We start from the raw sequence: 17,772 nt of genomic DNA, 5'->3' as shown, positions 1-17,772 counted from the left end.
CTGGGAGGGAGATCTGCGGGCAAAACGCGCATTTGTCAACAAACAACTGTTAACATTAATCATTTGAAATATAACGATTATTTAACACTAAAATAATCTTACCTATCTTCCTTCTCGTTAGCTTTAGCCAATTTACACCTACAACCATGACGAAAGAAGAAATCACATTATGGCAGAAAATTGAGGCGTTCCAACTTGACGAACCGGGTGCTGACTTTAAGTTTTCTGCCCGGCTGGCCAGGGAGAACGGCTGGAGCCTGAGCTACACCTACCGCGTAATAGCCGAATACAGGAAATTCATTTTTATGTGCTGCATTAGCGAAAGTGGCGTCACCCCATCAGACCCGGTAGATCAGGCCTGGCACCTGCATCTTACCTTTACCCGTTCGTACTGGATAGACCTTTGCAAAAACACCATCGAAAAGGATATTCACCACAACCCCACAAAAGGCGGCGCACAGGAAGCCGATAAATTCGACAAGTTTTATACCTCATCGCAAACACTTTATACCGATAAATTCGGGACCAAACCGCCGGAAGACATCTGGCATAATAACCAGCAGCGTTTTACGGATATCGATTTCCGGCGGGTAAACACCGGGCGATACTGGATCATCAAAAAGCCGAGACTCTCGGTAGCGGCACTTACGCTACTGATGCTGTTGATTGCCTGCGCCACCTTTATACAAGCGGCAGAGGATTACAGTATGCCGTTGATCATGCTTGGCATTGTGGTAGCCGTTACCATTGGCGTTTACAAATGGGAATCTGACCCCAACAAGAGCAAAGGTAATCAAAACGGGGGCGACAGCGGCTGCAGTACCGCCGGATGCGGTGGCGACTTTGGTTCGTCTCATCACGGAGGGCATCACGGTGGACACGATGGCGGGCACAGTGGCGACGGCGGCCATAGCGGTTGTGGCAGCGGATGCTCATCATCGGGCTGCAGCGGTTGTGGCAGTGGATGCGGTAGCAGTTAAGTCTTCGTTGGCCAAAGTTCCGCATAGCGCAACTTCTACCAATGGAATGGACAGATATAGAACACCATAAAACTATCTCTACGGATTACCCCAACTGGTGGAAGTTTTCAACTTCGACATATAAACGCCTTAAGCTTTCAGCTTAAGATGCCAGAGCTTTGGTGACCCAACACAACAATCATAATGCAATACGCAAGTTGAAAGGTTTCTTATTATAGGTCGAAGTTGCGCTATGCTAAACTTCGACCAGTGGGGGAGTATGGGGAATTAAGGTTAAAGAAGGGGATTGGTTACTCTTTTTAAAAGTCCCTTATCTATCACCTCAATTTTTAAATCGTGCCTTATTAAATTTAGAAGCTCGGCATAGTATCCCCACATCCGATCAGTGTTATCTACAATTAGCCCTGTGTCAAAATGAGCAGACATCGTTACGAAACCAAGACAAAAATTAGAAAAGTCGTAATACTTTTCAATGACAGCGGTTGGTAGCAAATAAGCATAACCGTATATAGATTCTTGTAGTCCAAAACCCACTTTATATAGTCCCATAAACTCTTTTTCAAAATATTTATCCCATTCTTCTTTTGTCTCAATGTTGTAAATTTCATTAAAAGGTTCGGAATTGATATTTAATGTTAAATAGGCATCGTAACATTTGGCATTAAGGTCTCTATAAGCATCCAATTTAATTTGAAATAGTTTATCCTGAAAATCCTTCTTTCTTAAATGGTGATAATTAAAATAGGTAACCGTAAGGGTAACTGTGGTCAGAATAGTATTACATAAAGTGAATATCTCAATTGTGCTCATCGTCAGGTTGCTAAAATTGGTCATACCTTTCGCAGGCTTTCTAAGACCTGCGCCAAATCATTGTTAATCGCTTCTTGCATACCTGATCCGTGACAATCTTTATAGAAAAACGGTTTTCCGCAAAAGCAAAGCGTGTCAGGGCCGCCCCCTGCCGTAACGTAAGGCTCGTAATTTTTAACGAAGTTTTCAAGCCAATTAAGGAAAGGTGCAATCGGTGGAGGCACGTCAACATATTGATCATCGACGCGTTTAGTATGCGTGTATAACTCATCTATTGCTTCGCACACAAATATCCAGTCGTCAACTACTATATTTTGGGTAGTGTTTATCCTAACATTACCAACTAATTGTCCCTTATATTCAAATTCATCATCTATAACGAATTGCAGCATAGGTATGGGAAATGGTCTTGGAGTAATATCAACGTATTCTCCATCAGGCATTTTCCATATTGCATGTTTTTCGGCTTCTAGTATGTGTCGCTGGGGCAAAAGAGCCCATCCATAAACAATACTTCCACCCTCCTTTGCTACTTTCCGAGCTACGTTATTAAAACAATTACTAGGCTTCGCACCAATTTCCGGCTGAACCGTAACATTGATTGGCGAGTATTTAGCATCAATTCTTTTAAGTAGCTCATTAAAAAGGATTTGAATTTGGATTTGGCTAAGTTGAATCATTCGGCACAATATAGAAAGTCAAATTGAAAATATCAGGTAATATTGACAAACACAGAATTCATATGCTAAGATCTGTTGCGTGCCATCATATAGCAAAGGATTATAAGAATCGTGGCTCCGTACATGGCTCACAATAATACCCTGCCTCAATTTTCTCGAAATCGACATCTCCATACCCCGTGGTGCTTATATATTCAGTAAATAAATAGTAATCTCCGACAAAAGCGTTACAATGAGGACAGCTATTTGCTAGATAACTCCTTCTCTGTGTGTTGCTGTAATGAGTTGCTATAACAACTCCCTTATTTCGCGCTATTTCGATTTCATTTAATGTAAATCGTTCCGGCCCTACATAACTCCCACCTCGGGACATCCCTGCTTCAACCGCCGCAACTTTCATATCTCCTTCGCATTTCCAACAGCAGCCATCGACTATCCAAAGGATTACTTTTTGCATTGGGTGACTGCAAGTTTCACATTTAGGATTAACGCAAATTGCGACAAAATCTGGCTTCTGTAACTTTTGAGACAGACTATTAAAGTCGTCCCCAGTCTCAAGTTTAATCTGGATGTACATGCACTTACCTCGATAAGCTTCTTGCATCGTGGTATCTATACTCTTCCTTTTCAAGAAATGAATCGCCGCAAATAAGTCTCCGTTCAAATCAAAGAGGGACAAATCGGGCTTATTTTCGCCCACTAAGTATTCATTTTTGACACTTCGGACTTTTTCCAATAAGTTGCAAGAGTGCGTTTCACCACAATTTAAACACCTCCATGATATCGAAGTTTCAACTTTATCATCTGCAAGTTTTTGCAAGTATAAAGCAAGATCCTCTGTTGTTCTCGTTAGTGTTTTTTTCATTTAAATAAACTTACAACAATTAGCTGTAATTGCTAATTTAATAGCGTTTAGCAATCCCCCCTCACTGCCGCATTATCCCCACTTGTGACCCGCATGGACGGTTGCCAATTGCCAAGTTACAGATATTCCCATACAAGAGGTCATCATCACCAAAAACAAAACCCCACACCATCATCCAATGGCACAGGGCTCTGCTTATTTCCTCAAAAAATCTATTTCACCACCGGGAACGCCGATATCCTTAGCCTTGCGCCGCCCATAGGTACCAGGGTTAGCTGGGTTGCGGGCTGGTTGTTGCTTACCGGGCTTTGCGGCAGTACGCTACAGAGGCCGTTTTGGTCTATCGTCCAGCCGGGGATTTGCTTGCCGGTGGCAAGCAGCTGTATGGGCGAACCATTGTTGGTGAAGGGGTTGTTATCCTTCGGCCATGCGCGGGTGATGACCTTGAAGGATTTCGCAGGGTCCTGCTCATTCAGCAGCAGACCGTAGTTCCAGGCTGATGCAGGGTGTATCTCGTACGATGGCCATTTGTTTGGGTCGGCACCGGCTTGCCAGCGCGAATCGCCTATGGCAGTCTTCTTGCTGTCTTCCTGTATATACTTCTCGTCTATCTTCAGCGAATAGGTCAATGGGCCATAGTTCACGCTCACGCTATTTTTGTTCTTAGCCCAGTCGCGCACCTTTATCTGCATGGGCAGTTGCAGGGTGATTACATCGCCATCCTTCCAGGTTTTAGCCAACCGGATGTAGTCGCCGCTTGCATTGGCAACCTTTAAAGGGATGCCGTTCACTTTTACCGTAGCGCCTTTGCTCCAGGCGGGTACGCGCAAATACAGCGGAAAAGCCACTGCTTTGGCTGTGTTTAGCTTAAAGCTTATCAAATCCTTAAAAGGATATTTGGTGGTTTCGGTAATCGTAACCTGTGCGCCGTTGCCAACTCTGGCGCTAACCTGGCCTTCGGTATAAAGCTGGGCTGCCAGGCCGTTATCCGGCGTAGCCATCCAGCTGTTTTCTGCGTAGTAAACCCAGCCGGCGGCGTGGTTATGCTGGCAGCAGCGGCTGCTGAAAGGGTTCATCATTAAAAACGGCCCGCTATTATCCAGCCCGGGGTTGTGGTTCTTGCCATCACTCAACACCATATTGGGTGCCGTTAAATATCTAAGCGATTTATAATCGGGCATAAACGCTGCCGAAAACGTATTAAAGGCTACATCCTCGCAGTTCTCGGCCCAAAAGCTATCGCCGGTGATGCCCAGCAGCATTTGGTCTGATGTCATCTGCTCTACCATGCCGCAGGTTTCTACCGCCTGGCGTGGGTCGTCGTAGCCTTTGCGGGCATTCTCATCGGCACCGAACATGCCACCGGGCACCTGCCCATATATGGAGCGGATGAGTTTGAAATCGTTATAGGTTGCTGCCAAATCCTGCGGGTTGTTGCTCAGCAAATAGTATTGAGCAGGTTCGCGGAAGCATTGCGCTATGTTTACGTTGTGCCAGTTGGGCAGGTTGCCGGCCTGGCGCCAGTTGGCGGTATTCTTATCCAGTTTGGTCACCAAATCCAGCAGAAACTTATCGCCGGTGCGGTTATACAGCCAGTACACGCTGGAGATATTATCGGCACCGCGGCTGTTTTCCCAGTAATCTTCCAGCAGTTTATTATCGGGCAGTTCCAGCTGGAACTGGAAATATTTCGTCATGAAAGGGATAACGCGCGGGTCTTTGCTGTACTCGTAGTACGATTGCAGGCACCACAGCATCGGCATATTGGTCCACAGGTCGCGGTTGCCGTTGTGCTCTACCGCCGGCCCGAAATCGCCGTTATCGCGCTGATTATTCAAAACCGCATCTATCCAGAATTTGGCCTCGGCCATCATCTTTTTATCGCCCAGCATATAGCCGATGTTGGCGTAACCCTTCAACCAATAAGGCAATTCCTCCCAGCCATATTCGCCTTTGCCCTCTTTATTGAGCCAGGCGTTATTGGTTTTGGATAGCCATATGCTGATCTCGCCCAGGTTGCCGGTAAGGCCATCGCGCTGCAGTTCCAGCGCTTTCTTTAGCCAGCCGCCTGCCTTGATGCTGCCCACCGGCAGCTTTACAAAGTAGGCCTTTTGCAATGGCGCGCGGTTGCTTACGTAGTTGGCGTTTATAGCGCCGTTGTCAAGTCTTTTTAGCACCGTGGCTTTAACCGACTGGGCCGGGGCTGTTTCCATCCCGGCCCAGCTTAGCAATAGCGATAAACCAATAAGTTTACCCGTATAATTTAAATACTTCATCCAATCAGATTTTATTTGGCCAAATCGGGGTTATACAGTTTGCTGTTTTCGGCGTGCAGTTTCTCTACCGGCATCTTGATGAACTTCCTGTCGTAAGTAATAAAACCGTTCACCTCGCCTTCCACGTCAGTAGTTTGGGTGTACACAGCTGCCGATAGGCCAAGCTTTATCAGCTCCTGCAAACGGTTGGTAAACGTTACGTACCGCTTAAACACATCCTCGCCGTTCTTAAAGTTTTGGTAACCCCAGTTTTTGTTCGATTGCCAGTTGTGGCCATCCACAGGCCAGCCCAAACCGCCAAACTCTCCCAGCACTACCGCCCTTGTTTTGCCAAACAAAGCAGGGTCGGGCATGGCCGGGTTAGGGTAATTATGCAAATCGACAATATGCCCGGTAGTATAAAAGTTGCCACCGCTTGCGCTGTTTACCAAACGCGATGGGTCGTTCTTCATCGTCCAATCACTTATCTCCACGGTTTTGAACTGGCCCCATGCTTCGTTGAATGGTGTCCATACTACGATGCTCGGGTAGTTATGCAAAGCCTTCATAATAGCGGTCCATTCCTTGCGGTAGTAACCTTCAGATTCGGCCGTGCGGGCCTGATCTGTTGCCCTGTCTAATACGCCGGGGCGGTTTTCCCAGCCGTTGCCCAGGTCGCCGCTTGGCATATCCTGCCAAAGCAGCATACCCGTTTTATCGCAATAGGTATAGTAACGAGCAGGCTCTACCTTAATGTGCTTGCGTATCATGTTAAAGCCCATAGCCTTCAACTGGTCGATATCGTATATCATAGCCTCTTCGGTAGGCGCGGTGTACAAACCATCCGGCCACCAACCCTGATCTAGCGGACCGTATTGGAACACGAATTTATCGTTCAGCATCATGCGCTGTATGCCGTTAGCATCGGGGGCCAGCGATATCTTGCGCATAGCGAAGTAGCTTTTCACCTCATCCACTGGTTTATTGTTACGGATAACAGCAACCTTTAAATCGTACAGGAAGGGCGTAGTGGTCGACCATAGCTTCGGCTGCTTGATGTTCAACACCGCAGTGGCGTTCGCATCTACGGTTTGCTCGTCAACCACGGTGCTGCCGTCTAATGCGGTTATTTTGATTTTGTCGCCGGGCTGCGCGTTGGCTACCTCTGCAGCTATAGTGAATGTCTTATCGTCGATGTTAGGGGTCTGTTTGGTGGCAGCTATATGCGTGCGTGCTACGCCTTCCAGCCAAACGGTTTGCCATATGCCGGTTACCGGCGTGTACCATATGCCTTCAGGTTTTTTAACCTGTTTGCCGCGCGGTTGGGGGCCATCATCTGTGGGGTCCCAAACGCTGATGGTGATATCTTGCTTGCCTCCTTTTAAATATGGGGTAATATTGAAAGAGAACGGATCGAAGCCGCCCTCGTGCGTGCCTACGCTTTTGCCGTTCACAAAAACTTCTGTGCGCCAGTCTACCGCGCCAAAATGTAGCAATACATCTTTGCCTTTAAGCGCTTTGTTTAAGGTGACGCTGGTTTTGTACCACAGCATACTATCCTTGCCAACGGTTTTGCCTACGCCCGATAAGGCCGACTCTACCGCGAAGGGTACTAAAATTTTACCGGAGTAAGCCGCAGGCGTTTGTGCCTTGGGTACTATGGTATAGTTCCATAAGCCGTTAAGGTTTTGCCAGTTGCCCCTTACCATTTGCGGCCTTGGATACTCCGGCAGGGTTGCCTTAGGGTCTACTTTATCGGCCCATGGTGTAGTAATGTGGTCTTTTATTAAATGCCAGTCGCTAGTTTGGGCGTTGGCCTGCAGATACGCCGATAATAAAAGAGATAAACAAAGTGTGATTTTCTTCATAGCAGTGGATAGCGGTATATAAAAATAGATTTTTTTTGAAGAATAAAGGGGTAGGAAAAAAAGGGAGGCCGCTCCCGCAGAAAGCGGCCTCCCTGGTGGTTTTTGTTAGAACGTTACTTTAGCAACGGGCGAGAACACCATATCCTCAACACCGGCTATTTTAATGCCTACCCTTGCAAACACATAGTTTTGCGTGGGCACGATAGTTGGCACGGCAACACTCATGCTGATGCCGGTTAAACTGCCAAGCGCAGCACCATCTAAACTTGTTTGGGCGATGTTATAATCGCCACTGCCCGATACGAACTGGGTTTTGTTAACGTACAGTGTTACCCGTTCGATATTCTTGGCGTTTGCATCGGTTACAATTTTGGCAATGTTGAAGGTAGCGTTCACATTAGTACCCGCTTTGGTAAACACCGGCTGACGCACTAAGTAAAACGGCATTACTTCAATATCCACAGTTTGATTACCCGTGAGGTTTATGGCAAGGGTATCGCGTTTACCTGCCGAAACCTCTTTCCATAAAAATGGGCCCTGGTTAGCAGAAATAGTGAACTTGTAATTGCCTGCAAATGTTAATACGGAGTAACCCCCATCCTGATCGAAAGTGCCATTGATAGGGCCCGATAAGCCAAACCCCGGCTGGTACAATTGAAAAGGCACCTGGTTAAACTCTACGTTCACTTGCTCTCCCTGATACACCAGATGGCCACTCAGCTTTACCGAGGGTGCATCGTAGTTGTCCTTTTTGCAACCGGTAGCTGCAAAAAGAAGCGCAATGATGATATAGTGAAATTTTATTTTCATGATTCTTAAATTGAGTTTGGCTATTGATTTGGTTGTCTTACGATTTTAGGGTTGGCCGATATAATACCGTCGCCTATCTGTGAATAATAATTACCCAACTGGAACCTGTTAGCGCCGGTAACCGATGCTGGCTTGGTTTCTTTGAATATCCATTTGCCGCTGTTAGGGTTACCGGGGTTAAAGTATTTGTAAGGCCACAAGCCAAATGGCTGTGTGTTGCGTTTGCGTGCATCGCCTATGTTGCTCACCAAATCGGCAACGGTCATTTGGTTACCATCCCATACTACGTTGGCAAGCCTCCAGCGTTTCATATCGAACAAGGTATGGCCTTCGAATACCAGCTCTACGCGGCGTTCGTGCACTATCCTGTCGAACGTGATCTGGCCGACAGTGAGCGGTGTAGTGAAGCCTGCACGGGCACGCACCTGATTGATATAACCTGCTGCGGTGGCCGCATCGCCTAGTTCGAAAGATGCTTCGGCTGCGTTCAATAATACTTCGGCATAACGGTAACGGATAAAGTTCACATCGCTACCACGACCACGACGACCGGAGCCTACGGTTGGATCGAGGTACTTACGTACGTAGAAACCCGTTTGCGTACGGTACTCACCGCCGTTTACAATACCATCTTTACCTACAACCTGTATTGCGGTACCTAGGCCCGGTACGTCCCTGGTTTGGGTAGCGTCGCCGCTGGCAATTACGGAACCATCGGCCAACTGGTAGCCTGCAAAAACTTCTGTACGTTTACCTTTAAACAAACCATTTGGTAAAAGCACAGTACCCGCAAGCCTGGCATCGCGGCCTGCAAAAGCATCGAGCTGATCGGTATAATAAATAGGGTCGCCGCCGGCAGTTTTGGTAGCTATTGGCGCGTAAGTATTATTCAGCATTTCGTAAGCCTCTACCAGGTTGAGCGATGGGTTTAAGCGGCCTGCATCCAAACCTTCGTCAGATATCGAAAAAGGTTGGTTGTTGGTGGTAAAGCCATGCGTTTTACCGCCGTTTGCCTTAAAGTCTTCCACAAAGATGCTTTCCGAACTGTTTTTATCCAGGAAAAGGTTAGCATAGTTATCGCTAAGATCGGGCAATTGCTTGTACAAAGAGTAACCGCCGCCGGTAATGATCTCCTGCGCAGCAGCAAGTGCTTTGGTATAATAACCAGTCGCCATTGACGATGGGATACCCACTTCGCCGCCCGTTAAAGTTACCTGCGGGGTTGTCACACCATACTTAGCAATAGATGCTGCATATAATGCTGCCCTGGCTTCCATGGCTAAAGCGGCACCTTTCGAAGCCCTGGATTTATCATTGATACCCGAATTGAACAAGACTTTGATAGCTTCCGCTTCGCTGATAACAAAATCATAAATTTCTGATTCTTTGTTACGTGGCTTTTGCAGCACCGCAACATTGCCAGAGAAATCGTAATCCAACGGTTCGGTAATCAGCGGCACGCCGCCCATTCTCTTCACCATCTCAAAATAATAGCTGGCACGCAAAAACCTGCCTTCGGCTACAAACTGGTTCTTCTCAGCATCGGTAAGTGCGGTTGAAGCGGTAGCACGCTGTATAAACAGGTTTAGCTCGCGTATATAGGTATAATCCCAGGTACCCCACTCGCCGTAGCCCCAGCCTGTGCGCTGCACAAAGTAAGAGCTTCCGTTTTCGGAAGGGAACGCTTCGCTGAAATCTACGAATGATGCCCAACCATTATCAAGGCCCGAAAAATCTAAGTAACGGTTATAAAGGTCGCCCAGTATGGATAACACCAGGTTAGGATCGGAGAACGCTACATTGGCATCAACAACGGCTTTGGGCGGTACTTCCAAAAAGTCGCTGTCTTTTCGGCACGAGCCCGTAATTAACAGGCCGGCGCACATTAATATGATAGATATTTTTTTCATGTGTTTGAAACTTAAGGGATTAATTAAAAAGTTAAATTAACACCGAAGTTGACAACTTTACTTTGAGGGAACTGAAGGCCGTTATCGTCCGTAGTCTCCGGATCAACACCGTACGATTTCAGGTTATCGAACGATAACAGGTTGTAACCATTCAAATACACCCTCGCTTTTTTCATTTTTACTTTGGCAAGCAATGCGGTAGGTAAAGAATAACCTAGCTCTATGGTCCTTGCCCTCAGGTATTTTACGTTGTGCAACCAGAACGATGAGTTACGCTGACCGTTCAACTCGTAGCTGGAGTAGCTTGGGCCGGGGTTCACCCTGTTTGCCGGATATTTACCCGGTATCCAGGCGCTGTTTACATCGTACATATCTGCACGGTGCCACCTGTCGGCAAAAATGTTATTGAAGTTACCGTTGTTTTGGAACGCCCAGCGTGTTTCCCAGTTTTGAGACCAGGTATAACCTGCACCTCCCGAGAAATCGGCATGGAAATCAAAACCTTTGTAAGCGGCGCCAATAGAGAAGCCAAAGTTGATGTTAGGCTGTTTACCATAACCGAAACCGATAGGCCTTTCATCGTACTGGTCAATCCGGCCATCGCCGTTTTGATCTTTGTACTTCAGATCGCCCGGCAATAACGATTTGTTACCCCGGTTATCATTGTTGATAGGGTAGTTGTTGATCTCTTCAATGGACTGAAATTGGCCAATAACTTCATACCCCCAGTCGATATTTGCATACCTGTTGGTAACCGAGTTACGGTACTGATCTAATGAGTTATTGAATAAGGGGTTATAAACATCCAGCGTTTTAGAGCGACTGTAAGAGAAAGTACCACCGATGTTGTAGTTAACTGCACCGGCCCTGCCGTTGTAGTTAAGCGCCAGATCGAAACCCGACTGGGCATCGCTGTTCAGGTTTTCGAGCGGTAAGGAGTAACCTACTTCCTGAGGCAATACCACGTCGTTCCTGCGGTCAAGTAAGCCGGTACGTTTCCTGTAGAAGTAATCTACCGAACCTGACAACTTGTTGTTCAGCAAAACAAAGTCTAAACCGATATCAGTGATCTTACTTTTCAGCCAGGATATATTGGTGGTAACCAAACCTTTATCGGCCGATGTTACCAGCGGGTTACCGCCAATAATGGCCGTACCTGTGTTATAGTTATAACCGGGCAGGTAAGCATATGCCGGCACGATGGAGTTACCCGCGTTGTTAGGGTCGCGGTCATCGCCCAATACAGCGTAAGATGCACGTAGTTTTAAATCGTTGAGGATACTATGATCGCCTAACAGGTTTTTTATGAAACCTTCCTGGGTAATCCTCCATCCTACTGAAGCACCAGGGAAGTAACCTACGCGTTTATCAGGTGCAAACAGGTAAGATGCATCGCGCCTTGCCGAAGCTTCCAGATAGTATTTATTATCGTAGTTGTAGTTGATACGGCCAATGTAACCTATACGGGTTTCTTTGTTGTCGCTATCCTGGTATTGATCTGCCGTAGGGAAATAGATCAACGGCAGGTTGTTAGATACCGGCGAAGCGTGTATCCAGTTGCGCAGGTGCTGCAGCTCTATACGCTCAGATACCAATGTGGCAGCCAACGAGTTTTTGCCGAAGGTGTTGATGTAGTTTAACTGCAACTGTTGGGTTTTGGCAAACTCCTTGCGCTGCTCGCGCTCGCGCCATGGGTTGGTACTACCACCGGTAACATCATAAGTGTCGGTAGCAGGCCTGTAAGTGTAAGCATTATAGGTGTACTCCTGGTTGTTAAGCAAGTAATCTGCAACGTAGTAAGAGTACAAGCCTTTGGCGGTTAAACCTTTAATGCCCGGTATTTGATACTCTGCACCAAAGTTGGTTTGCAGTACGCGCCAGTCGCTATGGTAAACGCCCGATAGTTTCTTGTTCAGGAACGCATAGTTACTCTCGGTGTGGCCTATGTCGTTCAGGTAATCGGGGTTATCGTTGGCGTAAGGGCGCTCAAGCGGAGTATTCCTCAAAACAGCAAACCTGGCCAGGAAGTAGTCATCGCCACCCGGTACGCCCGGGTTTTCGCGGGTTTCTACACGGCCGTTAATGTTTAAGTTAACCTTTAAGCCGTTAGCCACTTTCAATGATACGTTCGATTGGATGTTAGAGCGGTTGAACATATACTCCTTACCCAATTGCGACGACTGGTGTAAGTTTGTTGCCGATACATAGTAGTTAACCCTATCTGTAGAACCGGTAAAGTTGGCGTTTACAGAGCTTATAGGCGCATTGTTGTTTTGGCCCAATACATAATCGCGCCAGTTAAAGCTACGGTAAGCAGGCTCGGTACCGGCTTTGTACTTATCCAGTTCGGCCTGGGTAATGTTGGTCGATCCATTCATGTTCACTTCCGCATCGGCGCGGTAGCGCATGTAATCGTAAGAGTTGGTTGCAACATCGGGGAAGCGGTAGAAGTTTTGGAAGCCCTGGTAAGCATCAATGTTGACGCGGCCTTCGCCACTGCCTTTTTTGGTAGTTACCACCACAACGCCGTTCGCAGCACGCACACCATAGATAGCTGCCGAACCGTCCTTAAGTACCGAGATGCTCTCGATATCGTTTTGGGCAAGGTTGTTAAACTGGCCTTCGTCCTGCTGTATCCCGTCGATAACGTACAGCGGTGTACCCATGTTACGGATCTGGATGCTGGCGCTTGCACCCGGGCGGCCTTCAGACTGCCTGAACGTAACGCCCGGGATTTTACCCGCCAGCGAGGTGCTCACTGTAGAACCGCCGTGCACGCGATCTATATCCTTGGCAGTTATGCTGGAGATAGCGCCCGTAATCGATTCTTTCTTCTGGCTGCCGTAACCAGTTACCACAACTTCCTGCAAAGCGGTGTTGGTTGACTTAAGCCTCACGTTGAAATTGGTTTGGCCGTTTAGCGGCACTTCCTGGTTGGCAAAGCCCACGTAGGTAAATACCAATACGCTGGCTGCCGAGGGGGCATTGAGGCTGAACTTACCGTTAACATCGGTAGTGGTGCCAATTGTAGTGCCGCGGAATTTAACGGCAACACCAGGCAGCGTTGTGCCGGTGCTGTCTGTTACCGTACCGGTAACTTTTACCTGCTGTGCAAACGCACTGCCCGATAAAAGCACGCCGATGATAACAGCACACAATACAATTAATGATTTAGGGTACCGCAGACCGTACAACCAATGCGTACGCACGTACCCCTCCTGTGTGGGGAGTAAAGTTTTTCTCATAAGGGTGAAATTATTGTTGGTTAAATTGTTTGTTTAAAGGGGCGAGAGTACCCGCTTTAAATTAAGTTCAAAGAAAAAGCTTTTATTACGCGGCAATTAATCAAATCATATCAATAGTTGGTCGAAAAGTATCAAAGTAATTTCGCCCTAAAACCGCTGCACCAATTGCCTATATTTGTTTTAACCCAACTGATTTGAAACCTGTTTATATACTTTGTTTATTGCTTTGGCTGCCTGCTTTTTGCGGCGCGCAAACCTATTATTTTAAGCACTACCAGGTAGAGCAAGGCTTATCTAACAACACCGTTTATGCCACTATACAGGATAAAAACGGCTTTTTATGGCTCGGCACCAAAGATGGGCTCAACCGTTTTGATGGCTACGTTTTCAAAACCTTCAGGCACGATGCCAGCAACCCAAAAACCATATCCAATAATATGGTGCATTGCCTTAGCCCCGATAAGGATGGCAGTTTATGGGTAGGTACCGACCAGGGCGTTGATCACTACGATGCCCGATCAGAAACCTTTTCGCACCTCAACATCGGCGGGTTTGATGGCGTGCGCTGCATTGTGCAGGATGCTTACGATAACTGCTGGTTCATTGCGGGGCCGGCGCTGATGAAGTACGATAAGAAAACCAAAAAGATAACCAACTACCGCCCCTATCAAACCTTCGAGGCAACCTCCATCGTTTTCAACAATGGCGACCTCTGGCTATCAACCACCAGCGGCGAACTGAAAAAACTCAATCACTCCAGCCGCACGTTTACCAGCTTTGATATGTTTGGGCATTCGGACAGGGCAACATCTCATTATATCGAGAAGATATTTGGCGCGGGCAACAACAAAATTTTTGTGGGCACCACCAACCAGGGCTTTAAAGAGTTTGATTGCATAAGCGGCCAATACCGCGATATGCTGATATACAACCCCGATAAAACCGAGGTATACGTGCGCGATTTTGTGAAGTATAACGAAAACGAATATTGGCTGGCTACAGAATCGGGCGTATTTATCTATAATGTAAGTGCCGGCACCTTTACCAATATCAAAAAACAATATAACGATCCCTACTCCCTATCAGATAACGCCATCTACACCCTGCATAAAGATATCGAGGGCGGGGTGTGGGCGGGCACTTACTTTGGCGGCGTAAATTATTACCCAAAACAGCATTCCCTGTTCCATAAATATTATCCGGGCGAAAAGAATACCCTGCAGGGCAACGTAGTGCGCGAGATATGCAAAGATATGTATGGCAACCTGTGGATGGGTACCGAAGATAACGGCCTCAACAAGTTATCGCCCGATAAAACCACCTGGACACACTACTACCCCGGCGTAACCAACGGTATCAGCAACACCAACATACACGGCTTGCTGGCCGATGGTAAATACCTGTACATAGGCACCTTTGAACGCGGCCTGAATGTGTTCAACATACAAACAGGCAAGGTAGAGAAGCTATTTGTAGCCGGAGCGGCCAAAAATGCGCTAAAAAGTAACTTTATCGTGGGTTTCCTCAAAACGCGATCGGGCATCATATTGGTAGGTACCACGCATGGCTTGTACCGTTTCAACACCGCCCAAAACGATTTTACGCTGATAGACAAGATACCGCCCGGAGATTTTATTTATTCGATACTGGAAGACCATAACGGCAAAATTTGGGTGGGTACTGTAAGGGATGGCATTTATTGTTACGATATCAAAAACAACACCAGCCAAAAACTCGCGGACACCTATAAAGTTAAAAACGCGCTAAAAGTGTCTATCATCAACGGCATTTTTGAGGATAGCGACAACAACCTTTGGTTTGCCACTGATGGACTAGGCCTATGGAAGTACGATACCGGCAAACAATCGTTTAAATACTACGACTCCAACAACGGCCTGCCCAGCAACTACATTTTTAAAATGCTGGAAGACGAGGACAAGAACCTTTGGGTGAGCACCACCGGCGGGCTGGTTTCTTTGAACCTGGGTAACGGCAGCACCAAAGTTTACACCAAGGCCAATGGGTTGCTTACGGATCAGTTCAATTACAATTCGGCATTTAAGGATACCGATGGCACTATGTATTTTGGTTGCGTGCGCGGCATGATCAGTTTCAACCCGGCGCATTTTACCCGCAACGATTTCGTGGCCCCGGTTTACATTACCGGTTTCCAGGTACATAATAAGGAGATATCGGTAAACGGACCCGATGATTTGCTTAAGCAATCGGTTATTTCCTCCAAAGGCATTCAGCTCAACCACGATCAGTCTTCCTTCAGTATCGATTTCGCCTCGCTTAGCTACCCCGCGCCCGAAATGACCCAATACATGTATATGATGAAGGGGCTGGATAAGGGGTGGATACGTTTGAAAACCAACCGTAAGGTTTACTTTACCCAGTTAGCGCCCGGGCATTACACCTTTGTGGTAAAGGCAGCCAACAACAACGGCATCTGGACGAACAAGGAAACTACTTTCGAAATAGATATAGCGCCGCCCTTCTGGAAAAGCATTTGGGCCTACATATTTTATACGCTGGTGTGCGTCTTCAGCATATACTACCTTTTCAGGGCTTATCATCGCAACGTGAGGCAAACCAACGAACGCCTGATAGAACTGCTGGAAAACGATAAAGAAAAAGAGCTTTACAACGCTAAGATCGAGTTTTTCACCAACGTGGCCCATGAGATACGCACCCCGCTTACCTTAATCAAAGGCCCCATGGAAAAGGTGATGAAAAAAGCCGACCAGGTGCCTGAGATACTGGGCAACCTGAAGATAATGGAGCGCAATACCAATCGCCTGCTCGACCTGACCAACCAGCTGCTCGATTTCAGGAAAACGGAAACCAACGGCTTCAGTCTCAACTTCGTCAAAACAGATGTTACCGAATTGCTGGCCGATACCTGCCAGCAGTTTAAGCCTATGGCCGAGCAAAAAAACCTGCAGTACGAGCTGAAGCAACCCGGCAAGCCACTGTATGCCTATGTAGATTTGGAGGCCTTTACTAAAATCATCAGCAACCTCATCAATAATGCCATCAAATACGCCGAATCGGCGGTGGAGATAGAACTGCCCGAGCACGATGAGCGCGACCCATCGTTCATGCTCATCATTAAAAACGACGGTTACCTGGTACCGTTTGAATTGCGCGAAAGGATATTCGAACCCTTCTTTAGGATGAAGGAATCGGAGAAGCAAACGGGCACCGGCATAGGCCTTTCTTTATCCCGCTCGCTCACCGAGTTGCATAAAGGTTCGCTTTTCTTGAAAGAACCTACCGATAATTTTAATACTTTCACATTAATATTACCAATTCACCAGGATAAAGAATTCGATTTCCAGAACACACCTGATAACTATGAGCACCATGGCGTGGTAAACCACGACGATAATTTTGACTTTATGAAGCCGATTATACTTTTGGTAGACGACAACCCCGAGATATTGGAATTTGTTGCCAACGAACTAAGCGAGAAATACGCCGTAATCAAAGCCCTGAACGGGCAGGAGGCGCTCGATATGATCGATATCGAGAACATACAGCTCATCATTTCTGATGTGATGATGCCTGTGATAGACGGCTTTGAGCTGTGCAAACGGGTAAAAACCAATTTTGATCACAGCCATATCCCCATCATTTTGCTTACGGCCAAAAATACGCTGCAAAGCAAGATAGAAGGCCTGGAGGTAGGTGCAGATGCGTATATAGAAAAACCCTTCTCGCCAGAGCACCTACAGGTGCAGATAGCCAACCTGCTCATCAACCGCAATAAGATAAAAGATTACTTTGCCAGTTCGCCTTTGGCCCATATCAAAACCATGGCCTACTCCAAGCCCGATGAAAGCTTTTTGGATAAGCTGAACGCGGTAATCTACAAGAACATCCAAAACGCTGACCTGGATGTAGAGCATATTGCTAACTTCATGAATATGAGTAAGCCCACCCTTTACCGCAAGGTAAAGGCGATATCGAACCTAACCATCAATGAACTCATCAATATCACCCGCTTAAAAGCAGCCGCCAAGCTGCTGGAAGAAGGCGATTACAAGATATACGAGGTGGCCAATATGGTGGGCTACAGTTCGCAATCGCACCTGGGGCGTAACTTTTTAAAACAATTCGGCACCACCCCTACGGAGTACCAGCACAATAAAAAGGCAGCGAAGGTGAAGAGTTTTTAAGGTTGAAATTAAGCGGGGACGAATGATTCTTTTACTCCCCTCTCGAGAGGCATAGCCGTCAACTTAAGGGTAATGGGTTAAAAATCTTTTTAATTTTTGTAAATTAAACAGGGCGTAGTTTGCCATAAAGGCAAACTATGTATTTTTGCGCTCATATTTTTTTCT

10 protein-coding genes are annotated in these 17,772 nt (G+C 46.9%); 2 read left to right on the top strand and 8 right to left on the bottom strand.

The genetic code is table 11. The features are described from left to right. The first annotated feature begins 146 nt into the window (after window positions 1–146). Window positions 147–980, top strand: coding sequence for a glycine-rich domain-containing protein (locus tag E2R66_RS28675; RefSeq protein ID WP_192901958.1), 834 nt, complete (start codon window positions 147–149; stop codon window positions 978–980). 273 nt (window positions 981–1,253) lie between these two features. Here the strand turns inward: E2R66_RS28675 and E2R66_RS09865 are convergent, their stop codons facing one another. The 8 genes from E2R66_RS09865 to E2R66_RS09830 form a co-directional block, all read right to left on the bottom strand. Continuing rightward, window positions 1,254–1,790, bottom strand: a complete 537-nt coding sequence (locus E2R66_RS09865) for a hypothetical protein (RefSeq protein ID WP_133229311.1) — start codon at window positions 1,788–1,790, stop codon at window positions 1,254–1,256. A gap of 20 nt (window positions 1,791–1,810) precedes the next feature. Next, window positions 1,811–2,470, bottom strand: coding sequence for a hypothetical protein (locus E2R66_RS09860; RefSeq protein ID WP_133229312.1), 660 nt, complete (start codon window positions 2,468–2,470; stop codon window positions 1,811–1,813). 100 nt (window positions 2,471–2,570) lie between these two features. Next, window positions 2,571–3,335: a hypothetical protein gene (locus tag E2R66_RS09855; protein WP_133229314.1), complete on the bottom strand. Its 765-nt coding sequence runs from the start codon at window positions 3,333–3,335 to the stop codon at window positions 2,571–2,573. 212 nt (window positions 3,336–3,547) lie between these two features. After that, window positions 3,548–5,611 carry a beta-L-arabinofuranosidase domain-containing protein gene (locus E2R66_RS09850; RefSeq protein WP_204985901.1) on the bottom strand — a complete coding sequence of 688 codons (2,064 nt, stop codon included), beginning with the start codon at window positions 5,609–5,611 and terminating at the stop codon, window positions 3,548–3,550. A gap of 11 nt (window positions 5,612–5,622) precedes the next feature. Next, window positions 5,623–7,458 carry a glycoside hydrolase family 2 protein gene (locus E2R66_RS09845; protein ID WP_133229316.1) on the bottom strand — a complete coding sequence of 612 codons (1,836 nt, stop codon included), beginning with the start codon at window positions 7,456–7,458 and terminating at the stop codon, window positions 5,623–5,625. A gap of 105 nt (window positions 7,459–7,563) precedes the next feature. Then, window positions 7,564–8,268, bottom strand: coding sequence for a DUF3823 domain-containing protein (locus tag E2R66_RS09840; RefSeq protein ID WP_133229318.1), 705 nt, complete (start codon window positions 8,266–8,268; stop codon window positions 7,564–7,566). 20 nt (window positions 8,269–8,288) lie between these two features. Beyond that, window positions 8,289–10,178 (bottom strand): RagB/SusD family nutrient uptake outer membrane protein, encoded by a 1,890-nt coding sequence (locus E2R66_RS09835; RefSeq protein WP_133229320.1) that lies wholly within the window; start codon window positions 10,176–10,178, stop codon window positions 8,289–8,291. A gap of 23 nt (window positions 10,179–10,201) precedes the next feature. Continuing rightward, the gene (locus E2R66_RS09830; RefSeq protein ID WP_133229322.1) at window positions 10,202–13,423 is read right to left on the bottom strand and encodes a SusC/RagA family TonB-linked outer membrane protein; all 3,222 of its coding nucleotides are present in this window, start codon (window positions 13,421–13,423) and stop codon (window positions 10,202–10,204) included. A gap of 194 nt (window positions 13,424–13,617) precedes the next feature. Between E2R66_RS09830 and E2R66_RS09825 the strand changes: the two genes are divergently transcribed. Beyond that, window positions 13,618–17,607 (top strand): hybrid sensor histidine kinase/response regulator transcription factor, encoded by a 3,990-nt coding sequence (locus E2R66_RS09825; RefSeq protein WP_240049277.1) that lies wholly within the window; start codon window positions 13,618–13,620, stop codon window positions 17,605–17,607. Window positions 17,608–17,772 lie beyond the last annotated feature (165 nt).

The sequence above is a fragment of the Mucilaginibacter psychrotolerans genome (assembly GCF_004519315.1).
GTDB lineage: Bacteria > Bacteroidota > Bacteroidia > Sphingobacteriales > Sphingobacteriaceae > Mucilaginibacter > Mucilaginibacter psychrotolerans.
Note: the sequence above shows the minus strand (reverse complement) of the source record. Positions and strands in the feature narration are given on the sequence as shown.

Coding starts and splice junctions, on each gene's coding strand:
- E2R66_RS09850 (WP_204985901.1), bottom strand. CDS start 5,611: ATGAAGTATTTAAATTATACGGGTAAACTTATTGGTTTATCGCTATTG.
- E2R66_RS09865 (WP_133229311.1), bottom strand. CDS start 1,790: ATGAGCACAATTGAGATATTCACTTTATGTAATACTATTCTGACCACA.
- E2R66_RS09855 (WP_133229314.1), bottom strand. CDS start 3,335: ATGAAAAAAACACTAACGAGAACAACAGAGGATCTTGCTTTATACTTG.
- E2R66_RS09840 (WP_133229318.1), bottom strand. CDS start 8,268: ATGAAAATAAAATTTCACTATATCATCATTGCGCTTCTTTTTGCAGCT.
- E2R66_RS09830 (WP_133229322.1), bottom strand. CDS start 13,423: ATGAGAAAAACTTTACTCCCCACACAGGAGGGGTACGTGCGTACGCAT.
- E2R66_RS28675 (WP_192901958.1), top strand. CDS start 147: ATGACGAAAGAAGAAATCACATTATGGCAGAAAATTGAGGCGTTCCAA.
- E2R66_RS09845 (WP_133229316.1), bottom strand. CDS start 7,458: ATGAAGAAAATCACACTTTGTTTATCTCTTTTATTATCGGCGTATCTG.
- E2R66_RS09860 (WP_133229312.1), bottom strand. CDS start 2,470: ATGATTCAACTTAGCCAAATCCAAATTCAAATCCTTTTTAATGAGCTA.
- E2R66_RS09835 (WP_133229320.1), bottom strand. CDS start 10,178: ATGAAAAAAATATCTATCATATTAATGTGCGCCGGCCTGTTAATTACG.